Genomic DNA, 19,776 nt, shown 5'->3' on the forward strand with positions numbered 1-19,776 from the left:
ACCTTTGGACCCGAGGAGGAGGGCAGAAGATGCAAAAGGCGGCCATTTCCGGAAGCGGTGTCTTCACCCCGTCGCAGGTCATCACAAACGACGAACTCGTGGTGGCCTTCAATGCCTATGCCGACCGGCAGAACGCGATTCACGCCGATGCCATTGCCGCGGGCACCATGGCGGCCATCCCCCACTCCAGCGCCGAATTTATCAAGTCGGCCAGCGGGATAGATCAGCGCCATGTCCTCGACAAAAGCGGCGTGCTCGACCCAGACCGGATGTATCCGCGACTTGCGACCCGCGATGACGACGCCCCAAGCCAGATGGCCGAAATGGCGCTGGCGGCCTGCAAAGATGCGCTGGCCCAGGCGGGCGTGGCGGCGGGCGACATCGATGCCGTGATCTGCGCCGCCTCGAACCACGAGCGTGCCTATCCCGCGATTGCCATTGAAATTCAGCAGCTTCTGGGCACCTCGGGCTTTGCCTTCGACATGAATGTCGCCTGTTCGTCGGCCACCTTCGGCATTCAGGCGGCGACGGACATGATCCGCGCGGGCTCCATTCGCCGCGCAATTGTGGTGAACCCCGAAATCTGCTCCGCCCACCTCGAATGGCGCGACCGGGATTGTCATTTCATCTTTGGCGACGTTTGCACCGCCGTGGTGATCGAAGCGTCCGATCTGGCGACGGGGCCGAAATTCGTGATCGAGAGCACGCGCTGCGCCACCGAATTCTCGAACAATATCCGCAACAACGACGGTTTCCTGCGCCGGACGCGCGACGCGATGGACGACCGGCGGGACATGCAGTTCGTCCAGAACGGGCGCAAGGTGTTCAAGGAAGTGCTGCCGATGGTGTCGAACCATATCGCGGCACATATGGCCGACGAAGGGGTCGGCGCGGACGACCTGAAGCGCCTCTGGCTTCATCAGGCCAACAAGTCGATGAACGACTTCATCGGCAAGAAGGTTCTGGGTCGCGTCCCCGACCCGACCGAGCAACCGAACATCCTGCAGGATTATGCGAACACCTCTTCGGCTGGGTCCATCATCGCGTTTTCCAAGTATTCCAACGACCTTGTCCCGGGCGACAAGGGCCTGATCTGTTCGTTCGGGGCCGGCTATTCCGTGGGGTCGGTCCTGCTGACCCGCGCCTGATCAGGTTTCGCTGTGCACCTCGAGGTGCAGCTTCATCTCGACCAAAACCTTTTGCAGCTCCAGCGTCTCGGAGAGCATCGACCGCGCCTCGGCAGGCGTGATGACGTTATCGGCGATCGCATCGGCATAGGCGCTCATCAGCATGGCGAAACGTTGCGAAATGACGGCGATGTCTTCGTTGACGTGCCCCACATGGCGCGATGCCGGGGCGTTGCTGGTGTTGCGACTGATGGACAGACCCGCCATTTCCGCCAGCGCGGCGGTCACGTGCGGATAGCTGGCTTCCTTTTCCAGCTGAGCGACCGCGTCGACGGGCATGAACCGTTCGGCATGTTCCTCGTGCAGCGAATAATACCGCCCGATGGTCGCCTTGGACTTGCCCGTGATCGCGCAAGCCGTCTCGACTCCGACGTCCTTCACCAAAGCCTCGGTGTGATGCTTCAAAAAGCGTCGGCCGTCTGAATTCATGATCGCGATTCCCCAACGTCAACTTCAGTCTAGCGGCACAACCGCAGCGGGGAAACCTGTCGCTCGTTTCCCATGATGCGACTTGGAGAGATGGGTTAGACACCCTCATCGGCCTTCGAAGCGCTTTCAATTCGAGGTCAAGAGATCGGCAAAACCAAAAACCACTCCTCCCGAGATGGCCCGATCGATCGCATGAGGATCCCGTGTAAGTTGGCGCAAGCACGGGATCCGAATGCACCCTCTCACCCCTTGCAACACGCGTGATCCGACGGCAGGACGGGGTATGGCAAAGCTGTACTTCAATTACTCGACGATGAACGCAGGCAAGAGCACCTTGCTCCTGCAGGCATCCTACAACTACATCGAACGCGGTATGCAGACCTATCTGCTGACGGCGAATTTCGACGACCGGGCGGGGACGGGAAAAATCGCCAGCCGCATCGGGATCGAGGCCGAGGCGGACACTTGGGCCGCGTCCTCCGACCTGTTCGACATGATCCAGAAGCGCTTTCAATCCGGGCCCTGCGCCTGCGTTCTCGTGGACGAGGCGCAGTGGCTTTCGCGTGAACAGGTGTGGCAACTTGCTTGTGTGGTGGACGACCTGGGCCTTCCGGTCATGGCCTACGGCCTGCGCGTTGATTTCCGGGGTGAGCTGTTTCCCGGGTCTGCCGCCCTGCTGGCACTGGCCGACGAATTGCGCGAAGTCCGCACCATCTGTCACTGCGGCCGCAAGGCGACGATGGTGATCCGCCGCGGCCCCGACGGCGTCGCCGTGACCGAAGGCGCGCAGGTCGAAGTCGGCGGCAACGACCGTTACGTGAGCCTGTGCCGCCGCCATTTTCGCGAAGAAATCGGCGACCGCCCCGCCGACTGAGTCAGGCCATCAGATCCGCCAGCAGGCGCTCCGCCCGTTCGATCAGGCGCGGCAGATCGATGGTCGTGATCTGCCCGTCGCGCACGACCTGGCGGCCTTCGACCAGCAGGTGCTTCACCCGGCGCGGCCCGGCCAGCAGGATCGCGGCGCGGTCCCAGCTCCCGGCGGCTTCGACCCCCGACATGTCCCAGATGGCGACATCGGCGCGCATCCCGGGGGCGATCACGCCGCAATCGTCGCGACCCAGAACCTCCGCGCCGCCCCGGGTCGCCACGCGCAACACCTCGGACCCTGACATGGCGTCCGCCCCCCGCAAGACCCTTTGCAACAGCATCGCCTGCCGCGCCTCGTCCAGAAGGTTGCCCGCGTCATTCGACGCCGAGCCGTCCACCCCCAGACCCACGGGCACGCCCCGGTCGAGCATGTCGCGAAGGGGCGCGATCCCGGACCCGAGCCGACAGTTCGAACAGGGGCAATGGGCGACACCCGTCCGTGTCCGGGCAAAGAGGTCGATCTCGCTTGCGTCGAGCTTCACGCAATGGGCATGCCAGACGTCCGGCCCGGTCCAGCCCAGGTCTTCGGCATACTGTCCGGGCCGGCATCCGAAGCGGTCCAGCGAATAGCGCACATCCTCGTCGTTCTCGGCCAGATGGGTGTGGAGCATGACGCCCCGGTCACGGGCAAGCAACGCCGTCTCGCGCATCAGGTCGCGACTGACCGAAAAGGGCGAACAGGGGGCAAGCCCCACCCGGCACATCGACCCGGGGGACGGATCGTGAAACGCCTCGATCACGCGCTGGCTGTCCGACAGAATCGCGGCCTCGCCCTCGACCAGGCTGTCCGGCGGCAGGCCTCCGTCACTCTCGCCGATGGACATCGCGCCACGCGTCGGGTGGAAGCGCAGACCGACCTCTCTGGCAGCGTGGATCGTATCCTCCAGCCGGACGCCGTTCGGAAAAAGGTAGAGGTGGTCCGAGGTCAGGCTGCACCCCGACAGCGCCAGTTCCGCAAGACCCAGTTGGGTCGCGACATGGACGTGATCGGGCGTGAACCGCGCCCAGATCGGATAGAGCGCCTTGAGCCAGCCGAACAGAAGCGCGTCCTGACCGGCGGGCACGGCGCGGGTCATCGTCTGGTAGAGGTGGTGATGGGTGTTCACCAGACCGGGGGTGACAAGGCATCCGCCCGCCTCGATCACGGTGCCCTCGGTCCGAAGGTCCGGGCCGACGGCGACGATGACTCCATCCCGGATCAGGATATCACCGTGAAGGCCACCCTCTGCCATGGTGAGCAGGTGGTCCGCCCCCCGGATCAGGACCTCAGCCATTGAGCAGAGCCAGTGCAGCCGCGTGCAATTCGGGCGTTGCCGCCGCAAGCGCCCGTCCGCCGCCATGGGCCGGCCCGCCCTGCCAGTCGGTCACGATCCCGCCGGCAGCCCGGACCACGGCAATCGGCGCGGCAATGTCGTAAGACTGAAGCCCAGCTTCGATCACCAGGTCCACATGCCCCGCCGCCAAAAGGGCATAGCCGTAACAATCCATGCCGTATCGCGTCAGGCGACAGGCGTTCGCCACGCGCCGGAAGGCCGCCGCCTCCTCGGCGGTGCCGATTTCGGGAAAGGTGGTCAGGACGGTCGCGTCGGCCAGGTCCGTCGTGGCGCGCACCTTCATCGGCACCCGCGCATCGCCACGGGTCCAGATCGCCCCGTCGGCCCCGCCCTCGAAACGCTCCCCGGTGAAGGGCTGATCGATGATCCCGTGGATGGGCCCGCCCGCATCCTGTAACGCGATCAGAACGCCCCAGGTCGGGGTGCCGGAAATGAAACCGCGCGTGCCGTCGATCGGGTCGAGAACCCAGGTCAATCCGCTCGTGCCGCGCACGGCTTCCTCTTCCTCGCCCAGGATCCCGTCATCCGGGCGCATCCGCCTCAGGACGGCCCGCATGGCAGCTTCGGCGGCCCGGTCGGCAATCGTGACCGGGTCGAAATCCGCTCGCTTGCTGTCGACCGCCAGCGGCTTGCGGAAATACTTCAACGTCTCGACCCGCGCGGCGTCTGCCACCGCGTGGGCCACGGTCCGGATCGTCTCGATGTCGGGCGTCATGCTCATGGCGACGGGGTGCCCCACGGGGGACGGCCTCGTCAAGGCGATGACGTCAGCCTGTGCTCCCGGATAGGACACGGGCCAGGTCGAACAGGCGACGCCGCTGGTTCTCCGGCATGGCGTAATAGGATCGGATCAGTTCCATGGCTTCCTTGTCCGACAGCACGTCCTGATCGTCGGTGCCGTCGGCCACCTCTTTCATGCCTTCAAAGAAATGCGCGATCTGCACGTCCAGCGCTTCGGAAATCTCCCACAGGCGCGAGGCAGAGACGCGGTTCATCCCCGTCTCGTATTTCTGGATCTGCTGAAACTTGATCCCCACCTGCTCGGCCAGCTGCTGCTGCGTCATGCCGAGCATCCACCGGCGATGCCGAATGCGCTTGCCGACGTGGATATCCACAGGATGTTTCATAGGGAGCCCTTTCCGAGCAACGCCAAGTCTTTCGGTGATCGTGCGGCTGAATCGTCGGCGTGATCACATCCTGCGCAGGTTGGGACACGTTTCGATACGCACAGGAAACGGCATGCCGGATTGCATAACTGCAAGGCGGACCCGAGCCGGGACCGCACGCATGGGACGAACGGAAAACGAATAAGACTCCCGATCAAGGGGTTACAGGCCGATTTGCGGCGCACGACAAACCCCGCGGTGCTGTTCATTCCACGATCAGTTGTGTGACAGTGTTTCGAATTGTTCTGACGTGTGGAGGCGCAGATGCGCGGATTTTTGGTGACCGGTGCCGATCAGGCGGGGCTGAGGGACGATCTGACCCCGCCCGAACCCGCGGCAGGTGAGGTGGCCCTCGCCATCGAGGCCTGCGGTCTGAACTTCGCCGATCTACTGATGATCAAGGGCACCTATCAGGATACCCCCGCCTGTCCTTTCGTGGCAGGCCTCGAGGTCTGCGGGCGCGTCACCGGGCATGGGCCGGGCGTCACGGAACCGGCCATCGGCACCCGCGTCGCCGTTTTCGGCGGACAGGGTGGTCTGGCCGAAGTGGGCTGCTTTCCCGTCGACCGGCTGGTACCAGTGCCCGATGCGATGCCGTCGGACATCGCCGCCGGTTTCATCGTGGCCTGGTCGACCAGTCACCTGGCGCTGGCGCACCGGGCGCGCCTGCAACCGGGCGAGCGGCTTCTGGTCCTTGGCGCGGCCGGCGGCGTCGGGCTGACGGCGGTGGAACTGGGCGCGCATCTGGAGGCCGAGGTGATCGCCGTGGCCCGGGGGCCCGACAAACTGGCCGTGGCGCGCGACCACGGCGCCCACCACCTGATCGACGCCGATGCGCCGGACCTTCTGGACCGGCTTCGCGCGCTTGGCGGCATCGACGTGGTCTATGATGCCGTGGGCGGGGCGGCGGCGAAATCGGCGTTTCGGGCCACCCGGCCCGGGGGCCGCTATATCGTGATCGGCTTTGCCAGCGGCGATGTCCCGGTCTTTCCCGCCAACCATCTGCTGGTCAAGAACATCGACCTGATCGGCCTCTACTGGGGCGGCTACATGGTGTTCGACCCGGATACGGTGCGCGAAAGCATCGCCGCGCTTTTCGAGATGCATGAACGGGGCGAAATCCGGCCCCACGTCTCCCATACCCTTCCGCTCGACCGGATCGACGAGGCGCTGGACCTGATGCGCGACCGCAAGTCGACGGGCAAGGTGGTGGTGACGATATGAAAGCGGGCTTCGAGATTTTCATCGCCGCTCTGCGCAGCCTGGTCGAACGTCCCGTTCCTGCCATCGGCCTGTTGGTCCTGTTCTGGGCTGTCGATTTCGCGCTCACGCAGATGCTTCTTCTTCCAGCGATCGAGGATGCCCCGCTGTCGATTGCTCCTTTCGTGGCCTCGATCGTCCTTGTCGGCCTCGTTGCATCCACCTGGCACCGCATCGTCCTGTTGCCGGAGGGTCCGCCTATTTCGACCTGGCGGGCCCTTCACTACGCGGTTGCGTGGTTCGTGTTGGGGATCGTGATCACGATTGCGCTGATCCCGGCGTTTCTGTTGTTGGCGGGGTTCGGCTTCCTGATGCGGCATGGCCTTGTGCTGGCAACAGATGGCCCGCCGTGGGGCGATATTCTCGCTGCCGGTGCTTTCTTGCACCTCAACTTTTTCCAGATAACGGTGTTTTTCTCGGTTGCTCTGGTGGTCATCGGATTGCCGTTTACCTGGCTGCTCTGCCGGATCGGCCTTGGCTTGCCGAACCTCGCCATCGGGCGAGGCGACCTGTCCTTTCGCGGCAGTTGGGCGCGCACTGCCCCCTTGGCCCGTCCGATTGCCTGGCTGGCCGTGATTGTCGGCCTGACTCAAGTTCTGCTGCTCCTCGCCCCTTTCCTGTTCATGCCGTCGCTCGAAGATACGGAGGCATTCTACGCGGCGACCGACGATCTGGAGGCCCTGCCGCCGGGCTACCTCTTCTCCGACGTGATCGGCACGGTCGGCTACGGCCTCGTTGTCATGCTGGGCGCCGCGATCCTGACCGAGCTTTATCGCCGGACCGAGCCCACCCCCTAGCCGACGGCCAGCACCGGCTTGCGGCGAGTGGGGCGCAGCGCGCCGTAAACCTCGTGGATCAGTTCCAGAAGACGGTCGCGCGCCGGATCGCGGCCCATGTCCGACGCATAGACCGTGATCCCGACCTCGCCGATATCGGGCAAGGCGCCGCCATGTTCGACCGGCCGCATCTCCCCGGTATCGAAGCCGTCGATGACGACATGGCAAGCCAGGTCCGCGCTGACACTGGCGTCGATGGCACGGCTGGAGGAGGCGGTGATCGCCACCTCCCAGGGGATGTCGGCGCGGTCCAGCGCGGCCTGGGCCTGCACGCGGAACACGCAGGCATCTTCGAACGCGAGGCGCAGCGGGCGCTGCATCCAGGCCTGCCCATCCTCGGCTCCGACCCAGATCATCGGCAGGCGGACCACTTCGGTCCCGCCCTGCGCAGGCGCGTTTTCGGTCGCCAGAAACACATCGCAGCCGCCTTCGGCAAACAGCGCGTGCAACTTGGTCGTCACGCTGGAAATCAGCGTGATGCGGGTCCGGGGATATTCGGCGGCGAACACCCGCAGGATCGCTGGCACACAGCGCGGCACGATGTCATGGGGCACACCGAGCCGGATTTCGCCCTCGGGAACAGACTGTTGCATGCGGTGCAACAGCTCATCGTTCAGGGTCAGCATGCGGCGCGCATAGGCTAGAACCTTTTCGCCATCCGGGGTCGGATGAACGCCCCGGCCCGTCCGATCCAGCAGGCGCGTATCCAGCGCCTCTTCCAGCCGCTTGATCTGCATCGAGACCGCCGATTGGGTCAGGTTCAGAACAGCCGCGGCCCGTGTGACACCGCCCGTTGCGGTCACGGTGGCAAAGGCGCGCAGGGCGGTCAGATCGAGATTGCGAGGCATCGGAAACTCCTTCGACGTCCAGGATACGCGATGCACGAACATCATGGAAATCGATTGATCTGATCCAATTCATCACGTTCTGGAATATGCCTCATAGGTCCGAGGCGCGGCAATCATAGATATTATCTATCAAAAATCAGGTAACTGGCAGAAATGGACGCTTGAAATAGGGGGAGCGGCCACCGATATTCACTTCCGAGGGGTTCCACGCGCGGAGCCCCAGGAAACGCATCCTTTTGGAGGAGCCAGATGGCACAATTCGACGCCTATGGGACCGGAACGCTATCCGGCGCCCGCGCCGCAGAGATCGATCAGGGTCTCCGCGCCCACATGAACAAGGTCTACGGCACGATGTCCGTAGGCATGTTGATCACATTCGCCGCAGCCTGGGCCCTGTCCGGCCTGACCGTCACGAACAACCCCGCCGAGGCGGTGGTGCAGTTGAACAACGGCACGCTGCTCAACTCCCTCGGCGCCTCGATCTATGCGTCGCCGATCCGTTGGGTCCTGATGTTCGCGCCGCTGATCTTCGTGTTCGGCTTCTCGGCCATGATCAACCGCATGTCCGCCGCCACGGCGCAGCTGGTGTTCTATGCCTTCGCCGCCGTCATGGGCATCTCGATCAGTTCGATCTTCCTTGTGTTCACCGGGGCATCGATCGCGCAGACGTTCCTTGTCACCTCGATCGCCTTCGCCGCGCTGAGCCTCTATGGCTACACCACCAAGAAGGACCTGTCCGGAATGGGCACCTTCCTCTTCATGGGTGTGATCGGCCTCATCGCAGCTTCGATCCTGAACCTGTTCCTGCAGTCGGGTCCGCTGATGATGGCGATCTCGGCCATCGGTGTCCTGATCTTCGCGGGTCTGACCGCCTATGACACGCAGCAGATCAAGAATGAATATGTCGAGCATGCGGTGCATGGCGACCAGGAATGGCTGGGAAAGTCGGCGATCATGGGCGCGCTTCGCCTCTACCTCGACTTCATCAACATGTTCATGTTCCTGCTCCAGTTCCTCGGCAATCGCGAATAAGCGTCGCCGCCGAACGAACGATCCGGGCCGTCCTTCGGGGCGGCCCTTTTCGTTTGCCGATGCGCTTACAGCGGCTCGAACCAGGGCAGTTGTTCCCGCATCGCATCGACCAGCTGCTCGGGCGTGATCCCGTCCTGCAAAAGCTTGTAGCAGACGAGGATCAGGGTGACCGACGCCGCAACCGCGACGATGCGCCAGATGCTCAGCATCACGACGCCGAACCCCGCCGCCAGCCCGAGCGTCGGCCAGAAGCCCAGGTCGGATGCCCGCTCCAGCAGGGTCTGATGCACGGCCACCGCGGTAACACCCCCGATGGCCAGTTTCAGGGCCGACCGCCAGACGACGCCAGCCGCCATGCCGGTCATCCCGGCCAATGCGAACGGATGCCAGTCGGCCTGAAATTGGACCGTCATGATCAGGTATTCATAGACGGCAAAGCCCACGCCGATGGCCACGATGGTGCTGGCCACGGTCCAGGGGTCTTCGTTGCGCGGCTTTGGCCCCGGTTCCGCCACCCGCCCGCTGCCGTCGCAATGGGCGCAGGCGACGTCGGGCGCCGCCTTCTCGACCTGTCCTTCATCAAACGTGGCGGTCACCGGCGCAGAAGGCGCCCTTCGCCCTGTGCGCGGGGGCGATGGACGTGGGCGCTCTGGACCAGGCCGAAGCCCAGAAGAAGCACCAGCATGGCCGACCCCCCATAGCTCACCAGCGGCAAAGGCACGCCCACCACGGGCGCCATCCCCATCACCATCGACATGTTGATCGAGAAGTAGAGGAAGAACGCGACCGCCACGCCCAGGGTCACCAGCGACGAAAACCGGTCCTTCATCCGCAGGGCCGACACGACGCAGAAGCCGACGATCAGCAGATAGAGGGTCAGCAGGGACAGCCCGCCGATCAGGCCGAATTCCTCGGCCAAGGTCGTGAAGATGAAGTCGGTATGCTTTTCAGGCAGGAAGTTGAGACGCGCCTGCGTGCCCTGAAGGAACCCTTTGCCGGTCCAGCCCCCGGACCCGAGCGCGATCTTGGATTGCGTGATGTTATAGCCCGCGCCAAGGGGGTCGCTGTCGGGATTCAGGAAGATGTCGATGCGACGATACTGATAATCCTTGATCAGCTGCCAGTCGGTCCCCCGCGATTTCAGAACCGTCGTCACCGCCGCAGCGGCCGACCCGAAAACGGCGACGAAATAGGCCCAATGCACCCCGGCCAGAAACATCACGGCCGCCCCGCCCATCATCAACAGGAGGGCCGTGCCGAGGTCGGGCTGTGTCAGCACAAGCGCGGCGGGGATCAGGATGATGAGGGCCGGGACGGCAACCCAACCCGGGTGCGACACACGGTCGGCGGGCAGCCAGTCATAATAGGCCGCAAGCATCATCACGAGTGTGATCTTCATCAGTTCCGAAGGCTGCAACCGCAGGGGACCGATATCGATCCACCGCTGCGCGCCGCCCCCCGTGGCCCCGACGAATTCCACCCCGAGCAGGAGGAGCAGCGCGATAGCGTAAGCGACGGCTGATACATTTCGCCAGAACCAGATCGGGATCATCGCGACGACGAACATCACCGCAAGACCCAAGGCAAAGCGCTTCATCTGCGGCTCGGCCCACCGCCAGTCGCCGCCCGCCACGGAATAGAGCACCACGAACCCGAGCGACGCGACGGCGGCGATCAGCAGGATCAACGCCCAATTGAGCGCCAGCACCTTCTGCAGGCCGGCCGGCGTGCGGGCGATGTTGTACTCAAGATAGCTCATGCTTCGCTGGACCCGGTCCCCTCGCGTCTCAGGACGGGATTGATCGGCAGCTCGGACAGCAATTGCTCCATCTGACCGCGCTGGCCTGACGGATAGGCGTCGATCGGGGGGATCCCGCCATTCAGCGCATAGAGCATGATGTCACGCGCAATGGGTGCCGCGGCGGTCGATCCGCCGCCGCCGTGTTCCACCACGACCGAAACGGAATACTTCGGATCGTCATGCGGAGCGTAGCCCACGAACAGCGCGTGGTCGCGCCGCTCCCAGGGCAGATCCTCATTGCGCGAAACGCCGCGCGCCCGCTCGGCGGCGGTGATGTTGCGCACCTGGCTTGTGCCGGTCTTGCCCGACCACCGGATGCCGCCCATGTCGAACTTGCTCCGCGCAGCCGTGCCGCCTTGCGCGTTGACGACCTGGTACATGCCGTTGCGAACGCCCTCGAGCCAGCTGCGCGGAATATCGAGCGGCCCTTTCACGCTCGACGGCCGTGCCACGCCGTCGACCGACCGCACCAATCGCGGCTCCACCTCAAGGCCCGAGGCGATCCGCGCGGTCATCACGGCCAGTTGCAGAGGGGACGCAAGGACGAACCCCTGCCCGATCGACGCGTTCAGACTGTCACCGATGACCCAATCCTCGCCCCGCCGCTCGCGCTTCCACTGGCGATCCGGGATCAACCCCTCGCTGACCGACGTCATCTCGATATCGAAGGCCTTGCCCAGGCCAAGCTTGCGGGCCATGGCGGCGATCCGGTCGATCCCGGCCCGCTGCGCCAGATCGTAGTAATAGACGTCGCAGCTTTCCCGCAGCGACTTGGCCATGTCGACGTAACCGTGACCCGCCCCCTTCCAGCAATGGAAACGGCGGTTCGACACGGTGGTGTGGCCCGGGCAATAGACCGTCTCTCCGGGGCTGATCTCGCCCGACTCGAGCGCGGCCAGCATCGTGACCATCTTGAACGTCGATCCCGGTGGATAGAGACCTTGCACGATCTTGTTGTGGAGCGGCCGATGGTCGTTGTCGCGAAGACCCGCGTAGTCGGGCACGCTGATCCCCGACACGAAGAGGTTCGGGTCGTAACTGGGGGATGACACGGCGGCGATGATGTCGCCGTTGTTCACATCCATCACCACGGCGCTGGCGCTTTCGGTGCCAAGCCGGGCCTGGGTGAAATTCTGCAGACCGGCATCGATGGTCAATTGGACGTCCGCGCCAGACCTGCCTTCGGTACGCCCCAACTCGCGCATGATGCGCCCGGCGGCGTTCTGTTCGACGCGGCGCGCCCCTGCAGTGCCGCGCAGCACGTCCTCCAGCTGCCGCTCCGCGCCGATCTTCCCGATCTGGAACTGCGGCGTCTGAAGAAGCGGGTCGACGGTGCCCTGCTCGGCCGCCGCCTCGATATCGCGTTCGGACACGCGCCCGACATACCCCACCACATGCGCATAGTCGGGCCCGAGCGGATAGACCCGGCTCAACCCGACCTCGGGGGTGATCCCCGGCAGGGCGGGGACGTTGACCGCGATGGTCGACAGCTCCTCCCAGGTCAGACGGTCCGCCAGGGTCACCGATTGATGCGGCCGACGGTCCATTTCCCGCAGGGCCCGTTGCAACGTCTCTTCGTCCAGTTTTACGAGGCCGCGCAGATAGGTGATGACGGCATCCACGTCATCCGCGTCCTCGCGGATCATCGACACGCGATAGATCTGCTCGTTCCCGGCCAGCATAACGCCATTACGGTCGAACAATACGCCACGCGCGGGCGCGATCAGCCGGACCTTGATGCGGTTTTCTTCGGCAAGAAGCAGGAACTCGTCGGCCTGATCCACCTGAAGATGCTGCATCCGTCCGAAAATCGCTGCACCGACACCAAGTTGAAGACCGCCCATCATCAAGGCGCGCCGGGTGATCCGTCGCGACGAAAGGCTCAGGTCTTGTGCATTGCGCTTCATCATTACCCCCACAGGGCGACACCTGAACGATCAGGCCCGCGTCCCAAGGCTGTCGAGTTCACCGGGGGCCAGACGACGCACCCCGATCAGTTGCGAGAATACCGCCGTCGGGGGGTAAAACACAATCGTCGCCAATGCGTGCAAGGCCTGTCCCAGAAGGGGTGGCGTCTCCACGACCAGCAGCACGAGCACCAAGTGATTGGCCAGAAAAGCCGCCGCGATACAGCCCGATACCAGCGCCACCTCGGACCAGAAGGGCACGGCCTCGGCGTGATCGACCCTGCGGCGCAGATATTCGGCCATCAACAGGACGATCAGCGTCCACAAGCCAAGCGGTCGCGTCAGCAGCACATCGTCGAGCAGGAGCATCGCGACCATCAGCCAGACCGGCACGTAATCCGGTCGCCGCAGCACCCATGCGGCAATCAGGCACACCATGAGTTCCGGCCCCGGAACCTCTCCCTCGCCCGGCCCGAACGGCAAAAGCGAAAAGAACAGGATCGATGCCCCGAGAGCCACGAAAACCCCGCGATAAAGCCAGACAGACCGCCGTCCCATCCCTCACCCCCCGCTTTGGGCCGCGGCCTCGGGCAGCAGGGGCGGGCCCTGTTCGGGTCCGGCCTCGGGCGGCAACAGCGTGCCGGTCGTGGCGATTGCGGGCGCGGCCCGGCTGCGCAGGACCCGCAGGAATTCCAGCCGCGCGATATCGGCCGACAGACGCACGCGGAGCCGACCGTCGGCGCCCCGCACGACCTGCCCCACCGACAGGTCGGACGGAAAGACCCCGCCGTCGCCGCTGGTCACGATACGGTCGCCCGCGCGCACATCCTCGGGGTTTTCGACGAACTCCAGAACAGGCGCGGCGCTGGTATCTCCCGCAAGAATGGCCCGCTTGCCCGACGGCTCGATGGTCACGGGAATGCGGCTGTTGCCATCGGTCAGAAGAAGAACGCGGGCCGTACGCGGCCCGACGCCCGCAATCCGTCCGACAAGGCCCAGACCGTCCATCGCGGCCCATCCGTCCTGAATGCCGTCATCCGCCCCGATGTTGAGCAGCACCGACCGCCGAAACGGAGAGCCGGAATCGGTCAGGACAACTCCCGTCACATAGGTCAGATCGGGCGACAGACGCACCTTGTTGAGATCGAGCAGGCGCGCATTCTCCTGCTCCAGCTGAATGGCCGCCTCGCGCCAGGCCTTCATCTGCTGCAATTCGCGGCGCAGTTCCTGGTTCTGTTCGTAGACGCGCGCATAGCCCTCGAAATCCTCGATCAGCCGGCCGGCCCAGGTCACCGGGGCCAGCGCCCATTCGAAGTTCGGCACGATGCGGTCGGTGATGCCCGCGCGGATCCTCTCTGCCCGGCTGTTGTCGATCCGCCAGAGCAGGATCAACGCCACCAGCACTACGCAGAGGAGGGTCACCAACAGGCGCCGCAGCGGCTTTTGATAGATCTCGTCGGCGGCGCGGGTGCTGCGGGCCATGGCGGCCTCAGCTGTCGTAGTCGATGACGTGGCTCAGCTGACGCTCGTATTCCAGCGCCTTGCCGGTGCCCAGGGCCACGCAATTGAGGCTTTCGTCAGCCACGCTGATCGACAGGCCGGTCTGTTCGCGCAGCGCCAGGTCCAATTCACCCAGAAGGGCGCCGCCTCCGGTCAGCATGACACCCCGATCAACGATATCGGCGGCAAGATCGGGCGGCGTCTGCTCCAGCGCGGTCATCACCGCTTCGCAGATCTGCTGGACCGGTTCGGCCAGCGCCTCGGCCACCTGGGCCTGGCTGATCTCGGTCTCTTTCGGAACCCCGTTGAGCAGGTCGCGCCCGCGAATGCGCATGACCTCGCCCCGCCCGTTTTCCGGCATGCGCGCGGTGCCGATTTCCTTCTTGATGCGCTCGGCCGTAGCCTCGCCCACCAGCAGGTTCTGATGCCGGCGCAGATAGCTGATCAGCGCTTCGTCCATGCGGTCACCGCCAACGCGGACGGACCGGGCATAGACGATGTCGGCAAGGCTAAGCACGGCGACTTCGGTGGTGCCGCCGCCGATATCGACGACCATGCTGCCGGTCGGATCGGTGATCGGCATGCCCGCCCCGATGGCGGCGGCAATCGGCTCGGCGATCAGGCCCGCCTTGCGCGCGCCGGCACCCAGAACCGACTGGCGGATGGCGCGTTTTTCCACGGGCGTGGCGCCATGCGGCACACAGACGATGATCTTGGGCTTGGTGAAGGTGGAGCGTTTGTGGACCTTGCGGATGAAGTGTTTGATCATCTCTTCGGCCACGTCGAAATCGGCGATGACACCTTCGCGCATCGGGCGAATCGCTTCGATGCTGCCCGGCGTGCGGCCCAGCATCAGCTTCGCGTCCTCGCCCACGGCCAGAACTTCCTTGCGACCGTTCTTCATGTGGTAGGCGACGACAGACGGTTCGTTCAGAACGATCCCCTTGCCCTTGATATAGACCAAGGTATTGGCCGTGCCGAGGTCTATGGCCATGTCGCTACTGAACAGGCTTCCGAAGATATTCATTCCGAGTTCCCCAAACCACATCCGCCCCGTGGCGGTCCGCCCGGGGGGTTTCACGCGTTCTATCCGAGGGGTGCGGCGGGGGAAAGGGCGGGGTTACCGGTCATGGGCGGGGGATTGCCGGACGGCGCGTCGCGACGGTCGCGCAGCGCGGCGCCGGCGCGCAGGGACACCGCCATGTCGCGATGGATCGAGGAGTGGGGCCAGGCAAAGGGATCGTCGACCAGCCCGTGCCGGACTGCATCGTTCCAGCAGAAGCGGATCGCCTGCTGCATCTCGGCTTCGTTGCGGATGTGATGTTCCCAGAAGCGGCGCTGCCAGAGCCCGCGCTCGGCCCGAAGCAGATGGCTTGCCCGCCGCACACCCGGCGGCAACCCCCGCGAGAAGCGCGCCTTCAGAAGGCGCCAGCGGGTCGAATAGTCGTGATCCCCATCAGGCAGGGTCCAGACGCAATGGATGTGATCCGGAAGGATCACGATCGCCTCGGTCGTCACCGGACGATCCTGGCACATCCGCCGATAGGACCAGCGCAGCCGGTCGATGTTGTCCGTCAGCAGGCTTTGCCGTCGATCCGCAAGGCAGACGGTGAAGAAGATCGAAGCAGCGGGGATTCGGGGGCGAAGATAGCTGGACATCTTCCGAGGGTGCCCGGAAATACTTAACGCTTCGTGTAGGGTGCGTGCTGAGCACGCACCCTACCGCAAAAATCCTAGCTGACGTCCTTATAGGAAATCTCCCGCGCGTCCTTGCCCGCCTTCGTGCGACGTACCAGCAGCCGGTTTAGGGCATTCACATAGGCGCGCACGCTGGCCACCACGGTATCCGTGTCCGCGGATGACCCCGACACGATGCGCCCGTCCTCTTCCATCCGCACCGACACCGTGGCCTGCGCATCCGTTCCTTCGGTCACGGCGGACACCTGGTAGAGCTGCAGCCGCGCCTCGTGCGGGACCAGCGCCTTGACCGCGTTGAAGGCGGCGTCCACGGGGCCGTCGCCCGTCGCCTCGGACGACTGCGCCGCGCCATCGATGGTCAGGGTCAGCTCCGCCGTCTGCGGCCCGTCGGTGCCGCAGACCACGCGCAGGCGCTCGACCTTGATGCGATCCTCGCCCGAGCGCTCCTCGTCCTGCATCAGCGCGATCAGGTCGTCGTCGTAGATTTCCTTCTTCTGGTCGGCCAGCGTCTTGAAGCGCACGAAGACATCGGCCAACTGATTGTCGGCCAGCTCGTACCCCAGATCCTTCAACTTGGACCGCAGCGCCGCGCGGCCCGAATGCTTGCCCATCACCAGCGACGTCTCGGTCAGGCCCACATCCTCGGGGCGCATGATCTCGAAGGTCTCGGCGTTCTTGAGCATCCCGTCCTGGTGGATGCCCGACTCATGCGCGAAGGCGTTCTTGCCGACGATGGCCTTGTTGAACTGCACGGCAAAGCCCGACACGCTGGCCACCCGGCGCGAAATCGCCATCAGCTTGCGGCTGTCGACGCCGGTCGTGAAGGGCAGGATGTCGTGGCGCACCTTGAGCGCCATCACGACTTCCTCAAGCGCGGTGTTGCCCGCCCGTTCGCCCAGGCCGTTGATCGTGCATTCGATCTGGCGCGCCCCGCCCTCGACCGCGGCCAGCGAATTGGCCGTCGCCATGCCCAGATCGTTGTGACAATGGGTGGCGAAGATCACGTCGCCCGCGCCGGGCACCTCGGCGATCAGACGGCGGATCAGCTCGGCGCTTTCATTGGGCGCAGTATAGCCCACGGTATCGGGGATGTTGATCGTCGTGGCCCCGGCCTTGATGGCGATCTCGACCACGCGGGCCAGATAATCCCATTCGGTCCGCGTCGCGTCCATCGGCGACCATTGCACGTTGTCACACAGGTTGCGGGCGTGTGTCACCGTCTCGTGGATCCGGTCGGCCATCTGATCCTTCGTGAGGTTCGGAATGGCCCGGTGCAGGGGCGAGGTGCCGATGAAGGTGTGGATGCGGGGGGATTTCGCGTGTTTTACCGCCTCCCAACAGCGGTCGATGTCGCGCAGGTTGGCGCGCGCCAGCCCGCAAATCGTGGCGTTCGTGGCGGCGCGGGCGATATCGGACACGGCGGCAAAGTCGCCATCGGAGGCAATGGGGAAACCGGCCTCGATCACATCCACCCCCATTTCGTCGAGCATCTGGGCGATTTCCAGCTTCTCGTCGTGGGTCATGGTCGCGCCGGGCGACTGCTCGCCGTCGCGCAGGGTGGTGTCGAAAATGATGACGCGGTTGTCGGCGCGGGTCTGGGTGCTCATGGCGGGTCTCCTCAGATTCTGTCTTTGGCGGCGGCCGGGGCCGTGCTGTCGCCGGTGTTTGCTTCGCCCTTGGGCTCGATCAGAAGGACATGCACTTCGGCGTCGGCCTCGGGGCGGTGCACCTGACCGGCGGGAACCACGATCACCTCGCCCGCGCGCACCGTCACCGGATCGCGGTCGGGATAGGCCATCCGCATCTCGCCCGACAGGACGAGGAAGAAATCATCGGTGTCCGCGTGGCGATGAAAGGGAAACGCACCCTGAAACTTGACGACCATCACGTCGTTGTCGTTGTAGTCGGCGATGACCTTCGGGTCCCAATGGGATGAGAAGAGCGACAGTTTCTCGCTCAGGTTTACGGGGGTCATGGGAATATCCTGCTGTTTTCCGGTTGTCTTCTTCTGGCGCGCAATCCCTCCCGAGCGGTCGCGCCAAAGGGCACGCTCAGGAGCGGCTAAGAAGAAGGTCCAGGATCAGGATCTGCGTCATGGGCGAAAGATACGCGAACGGGGGCGGCGATGTGAAGCCCTGAAATCAGAACATCATGCAATCGGCACCGGGCGGCAACGACGCGGCCCCGGCGGGCAGCGTGGGAACATAGTCGAAGGTCACGATTTCCGCCCCGCCGTCGAAGGCGATGAACAACTGGCCCGACCCGGGCCGGATCGCCACGCCCTCGGGATCGTCGCCATATTCCCACAGGGACACGCGGTTCAGGAACGTCCCCTCGGCGTCGAATTCGTAAAGACTGTTCGACCCCTCCCGGTCGTCGACGATCAGCATGTGACCGGTGCGCGGATCGATGGCGATGCCCTGCGCCTCGGTCAGCGGCGGGTCGAGCTGCAGGGTGTCGATCCGCTGCGTCAATGCGCCGTCCGGCGTGAACCAGCTGAGCCGTTCGGGATCATCCTCGACCGTGACGATGCGCCCGTCGGCGGCAATCGCGATGCCCTCCGTGTCGGCCCATCCCCCCGACAGGGCAAAGGGCGCGCCGAGCGGCGTGCCGTCCTTGCCGACCCGTTGCAGCGCCCCATAGCCGTCGCCCAGAAGCAGGTGGTCGCCTTCGATGGCGATGGCCTTGATGCGGGACATGTCGCTGCCGATGCGGCGCAATTCTTCGCCGTCGAGGTTCAGCAGCACCGCCTCCGGCCCCTCGTTCGCGATCCAGAGGCCGCAGAACGTCGGATCGTAGTCGAGGCTGGCAGGACGATTGAGGTCATAGCGCCCCGTCTCGACCAGTTCCAGCGCCGCGACGGGCGATGCGGCAAGTGCGGCGACAAGGCACAGAAGTCTGGCCGGCATGACGTCTCTCCCCCGGGGTCCACAAGCCCACATCGTGACAGGTCCGCCCCACGGGTCAAGGCAATCGGGGTCAAGCCGATCAAACCCCTCGACGCCACTGCACCGCAGGCTAGCTTCGCGCCATGAGACACGCGCTTCGCACCCTCGGCATCGCCGCAGCCGCCTCGCTTCTGGCCTTCGCCTCGCCCGCCACCGCCTGCGGCGAGGACACCGATTGCGCGGTCGAGGGCGGAACCTACCGCATTCACCTGCCCGAAGGTGGCACGCCCGACGGGGCCATCTTCTTTGCGCACGGCTATCGCGGCACGGCCGGGGGCACGATGCGCAACGAACGTCTGGTCGGGCTTGCCGACGATCTTGACGTGGCGCTTGTCGCGCTGCAAAGCGCCGAGGAGGACTGGACGCTCCCCAATTCGCCGAATGCGGGACGGGTGCCGCAGCGCGACGAGGTGGCCTATGTCTTGCGCGTCAAGGACGACGTGGTGACCCGCTTCGGCATCGACCCGGACCGGATGCTCTTCGCCGGGTTTTCGGCGGGCGGCATGCTCACCTGGACGGTGGCCTGTTCGGCGGGCGACGTGTTCTTTGCGTTCGTCCCGCTGTCCGGCACCTTCTGGAAGACGCCGCCCGACCGCTGCGATACCGATGCCGCGATCACCCATTACCACGGCACCAGCGACACCGTCGTTCCCATCGAGGGCCGCGCCATTGGCCCGACACGGCAGGGCGACATGAATGACGTCATCGCCATGTATCGCGCCGACCGCGGATTGTCGGCCCCCGTCCGGGTCGAGGCCACGGGCCTCGAGTGCACGCGCTGGCCCGGGCCGCCGGAACTCGGGACCTATCTGGAATATTGCACCCACCCGGGCGGGCACCGGTTCTCCGTCGACTACATCCGCCGGATCTGGGAACGGGATTTGCCATAGGACCGGGACTGGA

21 protein-coding genes are annotated in these 19,776 nt (G+C 64.9%); 6 read left to right on the forward strand and 15 right to left on the reverse strand.

What is annotated here, in order from left to right; translation table 11 throughout:
* Window positions 1–29: 29 nt before the first annotated feature.
* Window positions 30–1,148: a beta-ketoacyl-ACP synthase III gene (locus tag BM002_RS06080; protein WP_092778238.1), complete on the forward strand. Its 1,119-nt coding sequence runs from the start codon at window positions 30–32 to the stop codon at window positions 1,146–1,148.
* On the opposite strand, the gene BM002_RS06085 is transcribed toward BM002_RS06080, so the two are convergent.
* A complete protein-coding gene (locus tag BM002_RS06085; RefSeq protein WP_092778240.1) occupies window positions 1,149–1,616 on the reverse strand; it encodes a hypothetical protein in 468 nt (155 codons plus the stop codon). It abuts the gene before it with no gap.
* Between the two features lie 283 nt (window positions 1,617–1,899).
* Here BM002_RS06085 and BM002_RS06090 point away from each other — a divergent pair, with 283 nt between their 5' ends.
* A complete protein-coding gene (locus BM002_RS06090; RefSeq protein ID WP_092778242.1) occupies window positions 1,900–2,490 on the forward strand; it encodes a thymidine kinase in 591 nt (196 codons plus the stop codon).
* Window position 2,491: 1 nt separating this feature from the next.
* On the opposite strand, the gene BM002_RS06095 is transcribed toward BM002_RS06090, so the two are convergent.
* The 3 genes from BM002_RS06095 to BM002_RS06105 are packed head-to-tail and all read right to left on the reverse strand — an operon-like array spanning window position 2,492 to window position 5,004.
* Window positions 2,492–3,817: an 8-oxoguanine deaminase gene (locus BM002_RS06095; RefSeq protein WP_092778244.1), complete on the reverse strand. Its 1,326-nt coding sequence runs from the start codon at window positions 3,815–3,817 to the stop codon at window positions 2,492–2,494.
* Window positions 3,810–4,598: a histidinol-phosphatase gene (gene hisN / locus BM002_RS06100; protein ID WP_425431826.1), complete on the reverse strand. Its 789-nt coding sequence runs from the start codon at window positions 4,596–4,598 to the stop codon at window positions 3,810–3,812. Before hisN ends, BM002_RS06095 begins: the two co-directional genes overlap by 8 nt.
* A gap of 46 nt (window positions 4,599–4,644) precedes the next feature.
* Complete coding sequence (locus BM002_RS06105) at window positions 4,645–5,004, reverse strand: helix-turn-helix domain-containing protein (RefSeq protein WP_092778246.1); 360 nt, start codon at window positions 5,002–5,004, stop codon at window positions 4,645–4,647.
* Between the two features lie 303 nt (window positions 5,005–5,307).
* Here BM002_RS06105 and BM002_RS06110 point away from each other — a divergent pair, with 303 nt between their 5' ends.
* Together BM002_RS06110 and BM002_RS06115 are read left to right on the forward strand one after the other, a co-directional pair.
* On the forward strand, window positions 5,308–6,267 hold the full coding sequence (locus BM002_RS06110) for an NADPH:quinone oxidoreductase family protein (protein WP_092778865.1): 960 nt from the start codon (window positions 5,308–5,310) through the stop codon (window positions 6,265–6,267).
* Window positions 6,264–7,100: a hypothetical protein gene (locus tag BM002_RS06115; protein ID WP_092778248.1), complete on the forward strand. Its 837-nt coding sequence runs from the start codon at window positions 6,264–6,266 to the stop codon at window positions 7,098–7,100. Before BM002_RS06110 ends, BM002_RS06115 begins: the two co-directional genes overlap by 4 nt.
* On the opposite strand, the gene BM002_RS06120 is transcribed toward BM002_RS06115, so the two are convergent.
* Complete coding sequence (locus BM002_RS06120) at window positions 7,097–7,987, reverse strand: LysR family transcriptional regulator (RefSeq protein WP_092778866.1); 891 nt, start codon at window positions 7,985–7,987, stop codon at window positions 7,097–7,099. The two genes, BM002_RS06115 and BM002_RS06120, sit on opposite strands and share 4 nt — an antisense overlap.
* Before the next feature lie 249 nt (window positions 7,988–8,236).
* On the opposite strand from BM002_RS06120, the gene BM002_RS06125 reads away from it, so the two are divergent.
* The gene (locus BM002_RS06125; protein ID WP_092778250.1) at window positions 8,237–9,019 is read left to right on the forward strand and encodes a Bax inhibitor-1/YccA family protein; all 783 of its coding nucleotides are present in this window, start codon (window positions 8,237–8,239) and stop codon (window positions 9,017–9,019) included.
* A gap of 65 nt (window positions 9,020–9,084) precedes the next feature.
* On the opposite strand, the gene BM002_RS06130 is transcribed toward BM002_RS06125, so the two are convergent.
* The 10 genes from BM002_RS06130 to BM002_RS06175 all read right to left on the reverse strand — a co-directional run bounded on the left by BM002_RS06130 (window position 9,085) and on the right by BM002_RS06175 (window position 18,834).
* Window positions 9,085–9,615 (reverse strand): hypothetical protein, encoded by a 531-nt coding sequence (locus BM002_RS06130; protein WP_092778252.1) that lies wholly within the window; start codon window positions 9,613–9,615, stop codon window positions 9,085–9,087.
* The gene (gene rodA, locus BM002_RS06135) at window positions 9,612–10,778 is read right to left on the reverse strand and encodes a rod shape-determining protein RodA (protein WP_092778254.1); all 1,167 of its coding nucleotides are present in this window, start codon (window positions 10,776–10,778) and stop codon (window positions 9,612–9,614) included. The genes BM002_RS06130 and rodA overlap by 4 nt, the downstream gene beginning before the upstream one ends.
* Window positions 10,775–12,727, reverse strand: coding sequence for a penicillin-binding protein 2 (gene mrdA / locus BM002_RS06140; RefSeq protein WP_092778867.1), 1,953 nt, complete (start codon window positions 12,725–12,727; stop codon window positions 10,775–10,777). Before mrdA ends, rodA begins: the two co-directional genes overlap by 4 nt.
* Window positions 12,728–12,757: 30 nt before the next feature.
* Window positions 12,758–13,285, reverse strand: a complete 528-nt coding sequence (locus BM002_RS06145) for a hypothetical protein (protein ID WP_092778256.1) — start codon at window positions 13,283–13,285, stop codon at window positions 12,758–12,760.
* A gap of 3 nt (window positions 13,286–13,288) precedes the next feature.
* Window positions 13,289–14,209, reverse strand: a complete 921-nt coding sequence (gene mreC, locus BM002_RS06150) for a rod shape-determining protein MreC (RefSeq protein WP_092778258.1) — start codon at window positions 14,207–14,209, stop codon at window positions 13,289–13,291.
* Window positions 14,210–14,216: 7 nt separating this feature from the next.
* Complete coding sequence (locus BM002_RS06155; protein ID WP_092778260.1) at window positions 14,217–15,254, reverse strand: rod shape-determining protein; 1,038 nt, start codon at window positions 15,252–15,254, stop codon at window positions 14,217–14,219.
* A gap of 59 nt (window positions 15,255–15,313) precedes the next feature.
* Window positions 15,314–15,886, reverse strand: a complete 573-nt coding sequence (locus BM002_RS06160; RefSeq protein WP_245749142.1) for an REP-associated tyrosine transposase — start codon at window positions 15,884–15,886, stop codon at window positions 15,314–15,316.
* A 74-nt stretch (window positions 15,887–15,960) separates the two neighbouring features.
* Window positions 15,961–17,532 carry a 2-isopropylmalate synthase gene (locus tag BM002_RS06165; protein WP_092778262.1) on the reverse strand — a complete coding sequence of 524 codons (1,572 nt, stop codon included), beginning with the start codon at window positions 17,530–17,532 and terminating at the stop codon, window positions 15,961–15,963.
* 11 nt (window positions 17,533–17,543) lie between these two features.
* Window positions 17,544–17,900 carry a cupin domain-containing protein gene (locus BM002_RS06170; RefSeq protein WP_092778264.1) on the reverse strand — a complete coding sequence of 119 codons (357 nt, stop codon included), beginning with the start codon at window positions 17,898–17,900 and terminating at the stop codon, window positions 17,544–17,546.
* Between the two features lie 166 nt (window positions 17,901–18,066).
* A complete protein-coding gene (locus BM002_RS06175; protein WP_092778266.1) occupies window positions 18,067–18,834 on the reverse strand; it encodes an SdiA-regulated/phytase-like domain-containing protein in 768 nt (255 codons plus the stop codon).
* A gap of 122 nt (window positions 18,835–18,956) precedes the next feature.
* On the opposite strand from BM002_RS06175, the gene BM002_RS06180 reads away from it, so the two are divergent.
* Window positions 18,957–19,763: a CE1 family esterase gene (locus BM002_RS06180; protein WP_092778268.1), complete on the forward strand. Its 807-nt coding sequence runs from the start codon at window positions 18,957–18,959 to the stop codon at window positions 19,761–19,763.
* The last annotated feature ends 13 nt before the right edge of the window (window positions 19,764–19,776 follow it).

The organism is Jannaschia pohangensis, from assembly GCF_900113875.1.
Taxonomy (GTDB): domain Bacteria; phylum Pseudomonadota; class Alphaproteobacteria; order Rhodobacterales; family Rhodobacteraceae; genus Jannaschia; species Jannaschia pohangensis.